This window comes from Clavibacter davisi, assembly GCF_052751415.1.
The window spans coordinates 2,759,711-2,772,466 of sequence record NZ_CP199882.1; the positions used below are offsets into that span (position 1 = coordinate 2,759,711).

General features: G+C 72.6%; 14 protein-coding genes and 1 tRNA gene. 8 read left to right on the forward strand and 7 right to left on the reverse strand.

All coding sequences use genetic code 11. From position 1 onward, the window contains the following. Positions 1-20 precede the first annotated feature (20 nt). Positions 21-701 (reverse strand): DUF3027 domain-containing protein, encoded by a 681-nt coding sequence (locus tag ACU4ZT_RS13035; RefSeq protein WP_445337327.1) that lies wholly within the window; start codon positions 699-701, stop codon positions 21-23. Next, positions 694-1,077 carry a cold-shock protein gene (locus ACU4ZT_RS13040; protein ID WP_270979825.1) on the reverse strand — a complete coding sequence of 128 codons (384 nt, stop codon included), beginning with the start codon at positions 1,075-1,077 and terminating at the stop codon, positions 694-696. Before ACU4ZT_RS13040 ends, ACU4ZT_RS13035 begins: the two co-directional genes overlap by 8 nt. 197 nt (positions 1,078-1,274) lie before the next feature. Between ACU4ZT_RS13040 and ACU4ZT_RS13045 the strand changes: the two genes are divergently transcribed. The 6 genes from ACU4ZT_RS13045 (at position 1,275) to ACU4ZT_RS13070 (ending at position 8,080) form a co-directional block, all read left to right on the forward strand. Next, positions 1,275-1,544 carry a hypothetical protein gene (locus tag ACU4ZT_RS13045; RefSeq protein ID WP_063071391.1) on the forward strand — a complete coding sequence of 90 codons (270 nt, stop codon included), beginning with the start codon at positions 1,275-1,277 and terminating at the stop codon, positions 1,542-1,544. A gap of 10 nt (positions 1,545-1,554) precedes the next feature. Further along, a complete protein-coding gene (locus ACU4ZT_RS13050) occupies positions 1,555-3,438 on the forward strand; it encodes a helicase-associated domain-containing protein (protein WP_445337328.1) in 1,884 nt (627 codons plus the stop codon). Between the two features lie 20 nt (positions 3,439-3,458). After that, entirely contained in the window at positions 3,459-5,099 is a 1,641-nt protein-coding gene (locus tag ACU4ZT_RS13055; protein WP_063071389.1) for a DNA repair helicase XPB, read from the forward strand. 77 nt (positions 5,100-5,176) lie between these two features. Beyond that, positions 5,177-5,869, forward strand: a complete 693-nt coding sequence (locus tag ACU4ZT_RS13060; protein ID WP_012039163.1) for a response regulator transcription factor — start codon at positions 5,177-5,179, stop codon at positions 5,867-5,869. A gap of 108 nt (positions 5,870-5,977) precedes the next feature. Then, positions 5,978-7,744, forward strand: coding sequence for a sensor histidine kinase (locus ACU4ZT_RS13065; RefSeq protein WP_270979836.1), 1,767 nt, complete (start codon positions 5,978-5,980; stop codon positions 7,742-7,744). A 45-nt stretch (positions 7,745-7,789) separates the two neighbouring features. Then, positions 7,790-8,080, forward strand: coding sequence for a WXG100 family type VII secretion target (locus tag ACU4ZT_RS13070; protein ID WP_063071387.1), 291 nt, complete (start codon positions 7,790-7,792; stop codon positions 8,078-8,080). Between the two features lie 144 nt (positions 8,081-8,224). Here the strand turns inward: ACU4ZT_RS13070 and groL are convergent, their stop codons facing one another. The 4 genes from groL to ACU4ZT_RS13090 all read right to left on the reverse strand — a co-directional run bounded on the left by groL (position 8,225) and on the right by ACU4ZT_RS13090 (position 11,412). Beyond that, entirely contained in the window at positions 8,225-9,844 is a 1,620-nt protein-coding gene (gene groL / locus ACU4ZT_RS13075; protein WP_063071386.1) for a chaperonin GroEL, read from the reverse strand. A 200-nt stretch (positions 9,845-10,044) separates the two neighbouring features. After that, a complete protein-coding gene (locus ACU4ZT_RS13080; protein ID WP_063071385.1) occupies positions 10,045-10,263 on the reverse strand; it encodes a cold-shock protein in 219 nt (72 codons plus the stop codon). A 211-nt stretch (positions 10,264-10,474) separates the two neighbouring features. Further along, on the reverse strand, positions 10,475-11,050 hold the full coding sequence (locus ACU4ZT_RS13085) for a LytR C-terminal domain-containing protein (protein WP_445337329.1): 576 nt from the start codon (positions 11,048-11,050) through the stop codon (positions 10,475-10,477). 32 nt (positions 11,051-11,082) lie between these two features. Next, complete coding sequence (locus ACU4ZT_RS13090) at positions 11,083-11,412, reverse strand: DUF3263 domain-containing protein (protein ID WP_063071450.1); 330 nt, start codon at positions 11,410-11,412, stop codon at positions 11,083-11,085. A 222-nt stretch (positions 11,413-11,634) separates the two neighbouring features. Between ACU4ZT_RS13090 and msrB the strand changes: the two genes are divergently transcribed. Together msrB and ACU4ZT_RS13100 are read left to right on the forward strand one after the other, a co-directional pair. Then, the gene (gene msrB, locus ACU4ZT_RS13095) at positions 11,635-12,036 is read left to right on the forward strand and encodes a peptide-methionine (R)-S-oxide reductase MsrB (RefSeq protein WP_063071383.1); all 402 of its coding nucleotides are present in this window, start codon (positions 11,635-11,637) and stop codon (positions 12,034-12,036) included. Positions 12,037-12,041: 5 nt separating this feature from the next. Beyond that, the gene (locus tag ACU4ZT_RS13100) at positions 12,042-12,629 is read left to right on the forward strand and encodes a nitroreductase family protein (protein ID WP_063071449.1); all 588 of its coding nucleotides are present in this window, start codon (positions 12,042-12,044) and stop codon (positions 12,627-12,629) included. Between the two features lie 13 nt (positions 12,630-12,642). On the opposite strand, the gene ACU4ZT_RS13105 is transcribed toward ACU4ZT_RS13100, so the two are convergent. Next, a tRNA-Thr gene (locus ACU4ZT_RS13105) sits at positions 12,643-12,715 on the reverse strand. Between the last annotated feature and the right edge of the window lie 41 nt (positions 12,716-12,756).

Genomic DNA, 12,756 nt, shown 5'->3' on the forward strand with positions numbered 1-12,756 from the left:
GTCATCATGCGGGACTCGGGTCAGCGATCGGCGCCGTCGAAGCTCGTGTCGTCATCGTCGTCGTCATCGTCATCGTCGGCTGCCGGGGCGCTCTCGAAGTCGACGCCGTCGAGCACGTCGTCCGCGTCCTCGGTGTCGTCGTCGGAGGCGTCGTCCGACTCGTCGTCGTCCTCATCGTCGTCATCGTCGTCTTCGTCGGATCCGGACTCGGCGGCGAGGCGCTCCGCCTCCTCGTCGGCCTCGATCCCGGCCAGGCGGTCGGACCACGGCAGCCACTCCGGCGACAGCAGCGCGCCCTCGCCGGGCATGAGCTCCGCCTCGAGCACCGTCGGCGCCGCGTCCTCGACGCGGGCCAGCGTCACGGTCCAGTACCAGCCGGGGTAGCCCGGCATCGTGTTCGCGAAGAGGAGGGAGAGCACGCGATCGCCCTCGACCGTGGATCCGGCAGGCTCGCCGACGGTGTCGGCCGGCGTGATCTCGAGCAGCGCGGCGCGCGCGAGGTCCACGGCGGCGAGCAGCTCGGCGTCGGCGACGGGCGGCGCGGCCGGCTCGTCAGCGACCGCGGCCCCGCGGTCATCACCGGCGTGCGCGACGGCGTCCCCGCCCACGTCCTCGGTCGCCTCCGGTGCCGTCGCGTCGGACACGACGCCCGACCCGGTCGTCGTCTCCTCGACGCTCTCGTCCTCCACGCGCTCAGGCATCGAGCTCCTCCGCGACCCGGCGCAGCAGCGCGGCGATCTTGCGGCTGTGGGCGTCGTCCGGGTACCGGCCGCGCTTGAGGTCGCTGCCGATCCCGTCGAGCACCTTCACGAGGTCCTCGACGATGACGGCCATGTCGTCGGCGGGCTTGCGGGACAAGCGGACGAGCGAGGGCGGGGCGTCGAGGATCCGCGCGGACAGCGCCTGCGCGCCCCGCTTGCCGTCGGCGATGCCGAACTCGAGCCGGGTGCCGGCCTTCACGCCGGCGACGCCCGAGGGCAAGGCCGACGCGTGCAGGAATACCTCCTGGCCGTCGTCCGAGCTGATGAACCCGAACCCCTTGTCCTCGTCGTAGAACTTCACCTTGCCGGTGGGCATGCGATCCTCTTCCCTCGCCCCTGCCAGGGGCTCCGCGCCCCGGTCGGGGCTCGATGTGCTGGTGGGCGGTCCAGTCTATTCGCCCGGGCTCCGCGCGGTCCGGGCGGCGGACCCCGGCGGCGACGCGACCCGGCGGCGGCCGATCGGGCTCCGCACGGCGACGCGCCCGGGAGTCGCCCACGGCGTAGTCTGAGCGGATGGCATCCGAGACCGCACCGAGCGAGGGACGGGCCGAGCGCATCCTCGCGTACATGCTCGCCGGGATCCTGCTGGTGGCCGTGCTGAGCATCCTCGCGATCCTGCTGGCCCCGCTCATCGCCGTCGACGCGTCGCAGTACAGCACGCCCCTCTGGCAGGTGATCCTTCTGCTCCCGGCCGTCGGGATCCCGATCGCGGCGCTCCTCTTCATCGCCATCCTCATCATCAGCGTCCGTCGCCGCCGTCGCATGGACGGCACGTCCCGCTAGCGGGACGACCATGACCGACGCCCTCGTGCTCGCGTCCCGCCTGCGCGCGCTGGACGACGATGCGCTGGCCGACCTCGTCCGCGACCGCGGCGTCGATGCATCGCGCGTCGCCGACCTCTTCGACCTCGCCGACGCGCTCCTCGCCCCGGACGCCGTCGCCCGGGCCCTCGAGCAGCTCGACCGCACATCCCTCGCCGTCCTCGCCGTGGCCTGCGCCGAGGGCGCGGCGTCGCGACGGGTGCCCCTGTCCGTCGTCCGCGACGCGATCGCGCGCCGGTCGGGCGAGGACCCCATCGATCCCGAGGACATCGCGGATGCCGCCCGTCGCGGAGCCGGGACGCTCCTCGCCGACGTCGACGAGGACGGGATCACGACGCATCCCGAGGTGCAGGCGGAGCTCGCGTCCTGGCCGGACGCGGGCCGCCCCGGCACGGACGAGCTCGCGCGTCTCGCCCCGCCCGCGCCGCTCGCCGCCGTCCCCCGCGTCGACCCGGACGAGGTCGACCGCCGCGCCGGCGAGAGCGCCTTCGCCTCGATCGTCGCCGTCGCCGCGCTCGTGGACGAGCTGTCGCGGGAGCCCGCCCGCGAGCTCAGCCGCGGCGGCATGTCGCTGCCGGATGCGCGGCGCCTGTCCGCTGCGCTCGCGGTCGACCTCGACGGCGTCCCCGTGCTCCTCGCCATCGCCGCCCGTGCCGGCCTCGCCGCCCGGGCAGGTCGCGCCTGGTCCGTGACGGACGCCGCGGCGGAGTGGTCCGCGCTCCCCACCGCCGCGCGCTGGCGAGCGCTCGCGTCCTCGTGGCTCGACGCGCTGGCCCCGACGACGCGCGAGATCCTCGCCGAGCGCGCCGACGCCGAGTGGGGCCCGGGCCTCATCGACGGCGTGCTCTGGCGCTTCCCGGGCGGATCGGCGTGGATCGCCGACCGCATCACCGCGTTCACGCGCGACGCGGGCCTCCTCGGGATCACGACCGGCGACGTCCCGAGTTCGGCGGGCCGCGCCCTCCTCACGACGGGCGCCGCCGCCGCGGCCGCCGAGCTCGCCGCGCACCTGCCCGCGGAGGTGGACCGCGTTTACCTGCAGCACGACCTCACGGTCGTCTCCCCCGGCCCGCTGGATCCGAGCGTCGAGTCGCGCCTCCTCGCCGTCGCCGACGTGGAGGGCCGCGGACTCGCCGCGAGCTATCGCATCTCAGCCGGATCCGTCGCCCGCGCCCTCGCCGCCGGCAACTCGGGCGACGGGATCCGCGCGTTCCTGGCCGGCATCTCGCTCACCGGCATCCCGCAGCCGCTCGACTACCTCCTCGACGAGGCCGTCGCACGCTTTGGCCGGCTGCGCATCCGGCCCGCGGACCTCCCCGACGCCGCGGACGCCCGCACGGCCGTGGTCTCCGACGACGCTGCGCTCCTCGCCACCCTCCTCGTCGACCGCGACCTCGCCTCCCTGCGCCTCGTCCGCGTCGACGACGTGACGCTCGCCTCCCCGGCGACGCCCGACGCGGTCGAGCTGGCCCTCGTCGCCGCCCGCCTCGGCCCGGTCCGCGAGGGCCCCGACGGCCGACCGATCGCGCCCGACGCGCGCGCGACGCCGGCGCGGCCGATCGTGACGGATCCCTCGCCCGACGCCGCCGACGCCCTCGTGGCCCGTGTCCGCGCCGCCGACGGACCCGATGACGGCACCGCCTGGACGGCACGCCAGCTCGAGGTCGCGATCCGCGCCAAGGCCGCCCTCTCGGTGCGGGTCCGCCTGCCCGACGGCCGCGAGGTCGACCACGTCCTCGAGCCCGCGAGCATCGCCGGCGGCCGCCTGCGCGCCCGCGACCGCGTCGCCGACGTCGAGCGGACCCTGCCGCTGTCGAGCATCGTCTCCCTCTCCCCCGGGCCGATCCCGTCGTGAGCGCGCCTAAGCTGGCGGGCGTGTCCGACGGCCCCCTGATCGTCCAGAGCGACCGCACCGTCCTCCTCGAGGTCGCCCACGCGGACGCCGAGGACGCGCGCCACGACCTCGCCGTGTTCGCCGAGCTCGAGCGCGCGCCGGAGCACATCCACACGTACCGGATCACCCGGCTCGGCCTGTGGAACGCCCGCGCCGCCGGCCACACCGCCGCGGACATGCTCGCCACCCTCGAGCGCTACTCGCGCTTCCCCATCCCGCAGTCCGTCACGGTCGACGTCACCGACACGGTGGGGCGCTACGGCCGCCTCGTCATCGGACGCGACGCGGACGGCGGCCTGCAGGTGTCCAGCACCGAGAGCGCGGTGCTGTCCGAGATCGCGAGCGCCCGCCGCATCGCGCCGCTGCTCACCGAGCGGATCGACGCCACGACCTACCGCGTGCAGGACTGGGCCCGCGGTCAGCTCAAGCAGGAGCTCGTGAAGATCGGGTGGCCCGCAGAGGACCAGGCGGGCTACACGCCCGGCACCCCGCACGACATGGCCCTCGTCGAGGACGGCTGGACCCTGCGCGCGTACCAGACGGACGCGGTCGACCACTTCCTCGACGGCGGATCCGGCGTGGTCGTCCTCCCCTGCGGCGCCGGCAAGACGCTGGTCGGCGCGGCCGCGATGGCGCGGGCCAAGACGACGACCCTCATCCTCGTCACGAACACGGTGTCCGCCCGGCAGTGGCGCACGGAGCTCCTCAAGCGCACCACGCTCACCGAGGACGAGATCGGCGAGTACTCGGGCCAGTCGCGCGAGGTCAAGCCGGTCACCATCGCGACGTACCAGATCCTCACCGCCAAGCGGAAGGGCGAGTACGCCCACCTGGCCCTCCTCGACGCGCTCGACTGGGGACTCGTCGTGTACGACGAGGTGCACCTGCTCCCCGCGCCCGTATTCAAGCTCACCGCCGACCTGCAGGCCCGCCGCCGCCTCGGCCTCACGGCCACGCTCGTGCGGGAGGACGGCCGCGAGGGCGACGTGTTCAGCCTCATCGGCCCGAAGCGGTTCGACGCGCCCTGGAAGGAGATCGAGGCCCAGGGCTTCATCTCCCCCGCGGAGTGCTTCGAGGTGCGCATCGACCTGCCCGACGACGCGCGGCTCGTCTACGCCGCGGCCGCGGACGACGAGCGCTACCGGCTCGCCGCCACCGCGCCGGCGAAGCTCGAGGTCACGCGCGCGCTGGTCGAGCGCCACCGCGGCGAGAGCATCCTCGTGATCGGGCAGTACCTCGACCAGATCGACGAGCTCTCCGAGGCGCTCGGCGCCCCGAAGCTCACGGGCGCCACCCCCGTCGCCGAGCGGGAGCGGCTCTACCAGGCGTTCCGCGACGGCACGGAGAAGGTCCTCGTGGTGAGCAAGGTCGCGAACTTCTCGGTCGACCTGCCGGATGCGACGGTCGCGATCCAGGTGTCCGGCTCGTTCGGTTCGCGGCAGGAGGAGGCGCAGCGCCTCGGCCGCCTGCTCCGCCCCGAGGCGTCCGGACTGTCCGCCAGCTTCTACACGCTCGTCTCCCGGGACACGGTCGACCAGGACTTCGCGCAGAACCGCCAGCGCTTCCTCGCCGAGCAGGGGTACGGCTACACGATCCTCGACGCCGCGGGCATCGCCGCCTGACCGCTGCGACGCGCAGGTGCCACAGCCTGTTCCTCGCATCCAGGCAGCTCCCAGCGAGCGCGCAGATACTTCATCCCATGAGCGATGGCCCGAAGATCCTTATCGTCGATGACGAGCCCAACATCCGCGACCTGCTGACCACGAGCCTCCGGTTCGCCGGGTTCGCGGTCCGCGCCGTCGGCAACGGCGCCCAGGCCATCTCGGCCGTCCTCGAGGAGGAGCCCGACCTGATCATCCTCGACGTCATGCTGCCGGACATGAACGGCTTCGGCGTCACCAAGCGCCTCCGTGCAGCCGGCTACACCGCGCCGATCCTCTTCCTCACGGCGAAGGACGACACCGAGGACAAGATCACGGGCCTCACGGTCGGCGGCGACGACTACGTCACCAAGCCGTTCAGCCTCGACGAGATCGTGGCCCGCATCAAGGCCATCCTCCGTCGCACCATGCACGCCGACGAGGACGCGATCATCCGCGCGGGCGAGCTCACGATGGACCAGGACACGCACGAGGTCCTCGTGGGCGAGGAGCCCATCGAGCTGAGCCCCACCGAGTTCAAGCTCCTCCGCTACCTCATGCTCAACCCCAACCGCGTGCTCTCGAAGGCGCAGATCCTCGACCACGTGTGGGAGTACGACTTCAACGGCGACGCCGGCATCGTGGAGTCCTACATCTCCTACCTGCGGCGCAAGCTCGACCAGCACTCCTCGGAGCCGGTCATCCAGACCAAGCGCGGCTTCGGCTACATGCTGAAGGCCGCCAAGTCCTGATCCACCCGACCCCCGCCGGGTCGCGCACCTCCTGATCGGCCGGACGCCCGCTGGGCGCCCGGCCGATCCCACATCCGGCGTCGCCTATCCTCATGGGACACGGTCACCATGACGGAACACGAGGTGCGGCCAGTGCACGACTACGTCTCGGAGAAGTGGAACAACGTCTCCCTGCGCACCAAGATCACGGGCGTCACGGTGCTCCTGCTCCTGCTCGGCCTCCTCGTCTCCGGCGCCGGCACCATGTACCTGCTCCGGCAGCAGATGGTGATCCAGCTCGACGCGCAGCTCCGCATCGCCGCGACGCAGCTCCCGAAGATCCTCGGCACCGACCAGGCCACGCCCGAGACCTTCACCCAGGACGACGTGGAGACGGCCGACTCCACCTACTTCGTCCTCCTGCTCGACGCCCAGGGCGACGTCATCGCCGACAACTGGTCCGGCGGCTCCGCCTCCCACCCCCGCGTCTTCGACCTGGACCTCGCGCGGGCGTCCGAGCGCAACGAGCAGATCGTCCAGTTCTCCGACAACGCCGGGAAGGGGACCTGGCACGGGATCGTGCGGGTGTCGCAGAACGCCGGCCCGAACACCACCGCCTACTCGACGCTCGTCGTGGCCAAGCCGCTCAGCGAGGTCGACGACCTCGTCGCCACCTACATCGTCATCTTCGCCAGCTTCGGGCTCGCCGTCGTCGTGCTGGGCGCGGCGGTCACCCGCATGCTCGTGACGAGCACGTTCGGTCCTCTCCGCCAGGTGGAGCGCACCGCCGCCGCCATCGCCGAGGGCGACTTCGGCCAGCGCCTCGGCGGCGCCACCCCGAACACCGAGGTGGGGCGCCTCAACCGCTCCCTCAACACCATGCTCAGCCGCATCGACCGCGCGTTCGCCGACCGCGCGAAGACCATCGACCAGATGCGGCGCTTCGTGGGCGACGCGAGCCACGAGCTGCGCACCCCGCTGGTGTCCGTCCGCGGCTACGCGGAGCTGTACCGCATGGGCGCGCTGCAGACGCCCGAGGACGTGTCGCAGGCCATGGAGCGCATCGAGAAGGAGGCGATCCGCATGGGCGGGCTCGTCGAGGACCTCCTCGAGCTCGCGCGCCTCGACGAGACGAAGCCGCTGCAGCTCGCACCCGTCGACCTCTACCCCATCGCCCGCGACGCCGCGCTCGACGCCATGGCCTCCTCGCAGACGCGCACGGTGACGGCGCTCCCGCCCGTGCTGGTCAACCCGATCGGGCTGATCCTCGACGCGGACGGCCTCGAGCCCACGCAGGAGATGCCGCCGGACGCCCTCCGCGGCACCGCGACCGGGAACGACGCCACCGGGCCGATCGCCTTCGCCGGCGCCACGCTGTCGCGGCTGCGGGCGCGACGCACCCGGCGCCCCGGCGAGACGGCGACCGGAGCGCTCGCGGCCATCTCCCCCGACGCCGGCGGCGCTCGTGCCGCCGAGGGCGTCGCCATGGTCTCGGCCGAGGAGAACAAGATCCGCCAGGTCGTCACGAACCTCATCGGCAACGCCGTCCGGTTCACGCCCGACGGCAGCCCGATCGAGCTCGCGACCGTCGTGGACGAGCGCGCGCGCGAGGCGCGGATCGAGGTGCGCGACCACGGCGACGGTGTCCCGCCCCAGATCCGGGAGAAGATCTTCCAGCGGTTCTGGCGCGCGGACACGTCGCGCACCCGGGAGACCGGTGGCAGCGGCCTGGGCCTCGCGATCGTCTCGGCCATCGTCGCGGCGCACCGCGGCCGGGTCGACGTCGTGGAGACCGAGGGTGGCGGCGCGACGTTCCGGGTCATCCTCCCGCTCCTCCCCAGCTCCGAGGCCCCGTCCTCGTCCACCGGCACGACGCCGCCCGGCCCCGCCTCCTGACCCGCCCCTAGCCTCCGGTCGTCCGTCGACCAGGAGGAGGAGCACATGACGAGGTACCAGGTGGACAGCGAGGCCGTGCTCAGCGCGACCGCGGCGGTCCAGGGAAGCATCGGCCGCATCCAGGCGGAGGTGTCCGGCCTGCATGGGCAGCTGGCGGATCTGCAGGGCTCGTGGTCCGGCAGCGCCGCCACCGCGTTCCAGGGTGTCGTGGCGGAGTGGAAGGGCACGCAGCAGCGGGTGGAGGAGGCTCTCGCGAGCATCAACCAGGCACTGAGCTCGGCGGCCCGCCAGTACGCCGAGGTCGAGGAGGGGAACGCGCGCATGTTCGCGCACTAGGGCTCCTGCACCACCCGGGCCAGCCTCGCGCCCTGCCGGGAGCGCATGAGCGCACGACGAAGCGGGCGGCCCCGGAGGGACCGCCCGCTTCGTCGTGCTGAGGGTGATGCGGGGCGGGAGCGTCGCCGCTCCCGCCCGTTCGGACTAGAAGTCCATGCCACCCGAGGGGTCGCCGGCCGGGGCCGGGTTCTTCTCGGGCTTGTCGGCGACGACGGCCTCGGTCGTGAGGAACAGGCCGGCGATGGACGCCGCGTTCAGCAGGGCCGAGCGCGTGACCTTCACCGGGTCGTTGATGCCCGCGGCGAGCATGTCGACGTACTCACCCGTGGCGGCGTTGAGGCCGTGACCCGAGGGGAGGTTGCGGACGCGCTCGGCGACGACGCCGGGCTCGAGGCCCGCGTTGATCGCGATCTGCTTGAGCGGAGCGTCGACCGCGACGCGGACGATGTTCGCGCCGGTCGCCTCGTCGCCCTCGAGCTGGAGCTTCTCGAACGCGAGCTTGCCGGCCTGGATGAGGGCGACGCCACCACCGGCGACGATGCCCTCCTCGACGGCGGCCTTCGCGTTGCGGACGGCGTCCTCGATGCGGTGCTTGCGCTCCTTGAGCTCGACCTCGGTCGCCGCGCCGGCCTTGATGACCGCCACGCCGCCGGCGAGCTTCGCGAGGCGCTCCTGGAGCTTCTCGCGGTCGTAGTCGCTGTCGGTGTTGGTGATCTCGTTGCGGATCTGCTGCACGCGCGCCGAGATCTCGGTGGCGTCGCCGCCGCCGTCGACGATCGTGGTCTCGTCCTTGGTGATGACGACCTTGCGGGCCGTGCCGAGCAGGTCGAGGGTGACGTTCTCGAGCTTGAGGCCGACCTCCTCGGCGATGACCTGGCCGCCGGTGAGGATCGCGATGTCCTGCAGCTGCGCCTTGCGACGGTCGCCGAAGCCGGGGGCCTTGACGGCGACCGACTTGAAGATGCCGCGGATCTTGTTCACGACGAGCGTGGCCAGGGCCTCGCCGTCCACGTCCTCCGCGATGATGAGGAGCTGCTTGCCGGACTGGATGACCTTGTCGACGATCGGCAGCAGGTCCTTGATGTTCGAGATCTTCGAGTTGACGATCAGGATGTACGCGTCCTCGAACACGGCCTCCTGGCGCTCGGGGTCGGTGACGAAGTACTGCGACAGGTAGCCCTTGTCGAAGCGCATGCCCTCGGTGAGCTCGAGCTCGGTGCCGAAGGTGTTCGACTCCTCGACGGTGACGACGCCCTCCTTGCCGACCTTGTCGATCGCCTCGGCGATGATCGCGCCGATGGTGGAGTCGCCGGCGGAGATGGACGCGGTGGCGGCGATCTCCTCCTTGGTCTCGATCTCCTTCGCGGCGGCCTTGAGCTCCTCCGTGACGGCGGCGACGGCCTTCTCGATGCCGCGCTTGAGGCTGATGGGGTCGGCACCCGCGGCGACGTTGCGGAGGCCCTCGCGGACCAGGGCCTGCGCGAGGACGGTCGCGGTGGTGGTGCCGTCACCGGCGACGTCGTCGGTCTTCTTGGCGACCTCCTTGACGAGCTCAGCGCCGATCTTCTCGAACGGGTCGTCGAGCTCGATCTCCTTGGCGATGGAGACGCCGTCGTTCGTGATGGTGGGGGCGCCCCACTTCTTCTCGAGGACGACGTTGCGGCCACGCGGGCCGAGGGTCACGCGGACCGCGTCGGCCAGGATGTTGAGGCCGCGCTCGAGGCCGCGGCGGGCTTCTTCGTCAAAAGCGATGATCTTAGCCATGTGTATCTCTCGTCCCTCCCGGACGTCAGGAAAAAGGCAGTCGTCTAGCACTCCCCGTGAGGGAGTGCCAGGGACGATTCTGGCACTCGCCCTACGGGAGTGCAAGCGAGCCGCTCACAGGCGGCGGCCTGGGGGAGGACACGTGGCGGACATGCGCGACGCCGCCGTCCCGGGGACGGCGGCGTCGTGGGAGCGCGGAGTCAGCCCAGCGTGACCTTCTCGGCCTGCAGGCCCTTGGACCCCTGGCCGATCTCGAAGACGACCCGCTGCCCCTCCTCGAGGACCTTGTATCCCGACATCTCTATGGCCGAGTAGTGGACGAAGACGTCCTGCTGGGCGGCGCCGCCCTCTACCGGGTCCACGGTGATGAATCCGAACCCCTTCTCCCCGTTGAACCACTTCACGGTTCCGTTGGCCATGTGCTTCTCCCAGTGCGACTGCGCGATGGCGGGGGCGCGGTACCGCCACCCCCGGGTCGATCGCGGAGCCCTGCATCGGCCCCGCGACACGCCCTCGGGACGGCGGCGTGCAGAGCCGGGACGCGAGGGGCATGCGACCAGGCAGCACGATAGCCAGGCTGGCGCATCCGGTGCCCGGTTTCCCCACGGGCCCGACGGGGCCCGCCGTCGTCTAGCCGCGGGCCGCGTAGTCCGCGCCGAGGACAGCCGTGAGGCGCGCCGCCTGGGCGGCCGCCGTGCCCTGCGCGGGGCGGAACTGCTCGGACTGCTGCACGTCGCCCACCCCGAGCTGCGCCACGAGCCCGCGGGCCGCGCCCTCGTCCGCTGCGTCGTAGTAGTAGACGGTGGTCGTCGTGATGTCGGACGAGCTCGCGTTCACCCGGGAGCCGATCTTCCAGCCGGCCGTCTGGAGCGCTGTGGCGGCCTTGGCCGAGAGGCCCGACGTGCGGGTGCCGTTGAGCACGGTCACGACCATCCCTGGGACCGTGATGGGCGCCACGGTCGGCGTCTCGGTGGGAGCCGCCGCCTCCTCGGAGGCGCTGTCGTTCGGGATGATGTCCGTGAAGGACACCCGGTCGTCGATCACGAACAGCCCGACCACCCCGAGCCCGACGAGGAGGCCCGTGGCGAGCGCCGCCCAGGCGAACGCCCGGAACCGGTGATGGCGAGGGCGCGGGGCGCGGTGCGCGCCGACGCGGCTGAGGTCGCCGGGTACGTCGTCGAACCGGTCGGGAGCGTGGGAGGGCATGGCGGTCTCGAGTCTCCTCGGTAGGGCGCGGGTCAGCGCGCGTTCGGGCGGTGCGGGAGACCGGCGGGGAGCGCTCGCGCGGCGCGGGCCGCGGCGCGCGTCTCACGCAGTCGGAGGAGCCGGCCGACGAGGAGCGGGTCGTAGGCGAGCGCCGGACGCGTCTCGATGAGGGCGCCCAGCAGCTGGTAGTAGCGGGTGGCCGACAGGCCGAAGGCCTGGCGGATGGCCTCCTCCTTGGCCCCGGCGTGCCGGGTCCAGTCGCGTTCGAAGTCGAGGACGGCGCGCGAGCGCTCGTCGAGCTCGACGACGCCCGCGTCCTGGGGAGAGGGGGCGGTGGCGGAGCGGGCTTCGCGGTGGTCCACGGCGTGCTCCTTCCCCGACATCCCCCACATACTAGGGGCGGGATCCTGGGCGCCTCGCGAACGCGCGCGGGGTGTCCCGTCGGGCGGGCGACGGCCGGATCCGCCCACGCCGGGCGGCGAAGCGTCCTCGCCCGAGGAATCCTCGGGGCACCGCGTCGGTTGACCCAGGAGGCGCGCTGGGACGCCGCCCCTAGGATCGACCAGCGAGAAAGGACCCGCACCATGGCCTACGAGATCGAGAAGACCGACGAGCAGTGGCGTCAGGAGCTCTCCCCCGAGGAGTACGCGGTGCTGCGACAGCAGGCCACCGAGCGCCCCTGGACGGGCGAGCTGCTGGACGAGGACCGCACCGGCGTCTACGGCTGCAAGGCCTGCGGTGCCGAGCTCTTCACGAGCGACACGAAGTTCGACTCCCACTGCGGGTGGCCGAGCTTCTACGCGCCGAAGGAGAGCGACGCGGTCAAGCTGTACACCGACACCAGCCTCGGCATGAAGCGCGTCGAGGTCGTCTGCGCACGGTGCGGATCGCACCTCGGGCACGTCTTCGACGACGCCCCGCAGACCCCCACGGGCGACCGGTTCTGCATGAACTCGGTCTCCATGTCGTTCCGCACGGCGGAGTGACCCCGATGCCGCGGCACCGGGCGGGCGGCGACGCCGACCCGACCGGGCCCGGCACCCCCGTGCTCGACGCGCTGCGCGGGCGGCGCTCCCGCTCCTCCGTGGGTGCGGCCTCGCCCTCGCACGAGGACCTCGTCCCGCTCGTCGAGGCCGCCTGCCGGCTGGCCGACCACGGAGGCCTGCGCCCCTGGCGCGTCATCGAGATCCGCGGGACCGCGCGCGACCGCCTCGGCGCGGCGATGGACGAGGCGGCAGGTGACGCCGGATCCGGCAAGCACGGCAAGAAGGTCCATCGCGCGAGCCTGCTCGTCGCCGTGGTCGTCCGCCGCACGCCCAGCCGCAAGGTCCCGGAGTGGGAGCAGGAGGCCGTCGCCGCCGGCGTGGCCCACGCGCTCACGCTGCTGCTCGAGGAGCAGGGCTGGGGCGTCTTCTGGCGCACCGGGGGTCTCACGCGCAGCGACCCGGTCCGCCGCATGCACGGGCTGTCCGACGGGGAGGACCTGCTCGGGTGGCTGTACGTCGGCGACGCCGAACCCGACGGCAAGGGCCCGCGCATCGTCGTCCCCGGCGAGCGGATGATCACGGTCCTCGACTGAGGCGACCGTCTCGAGCCGGCCACGGGACTCGAACCCGTAACCGCCGCATTACAAGTGCGGTGCGCTACCAATTGCGCCAGGCCGGCCGACCGCCCTCGCGGGCCGTCGATCCATCATAGGAGCCGGT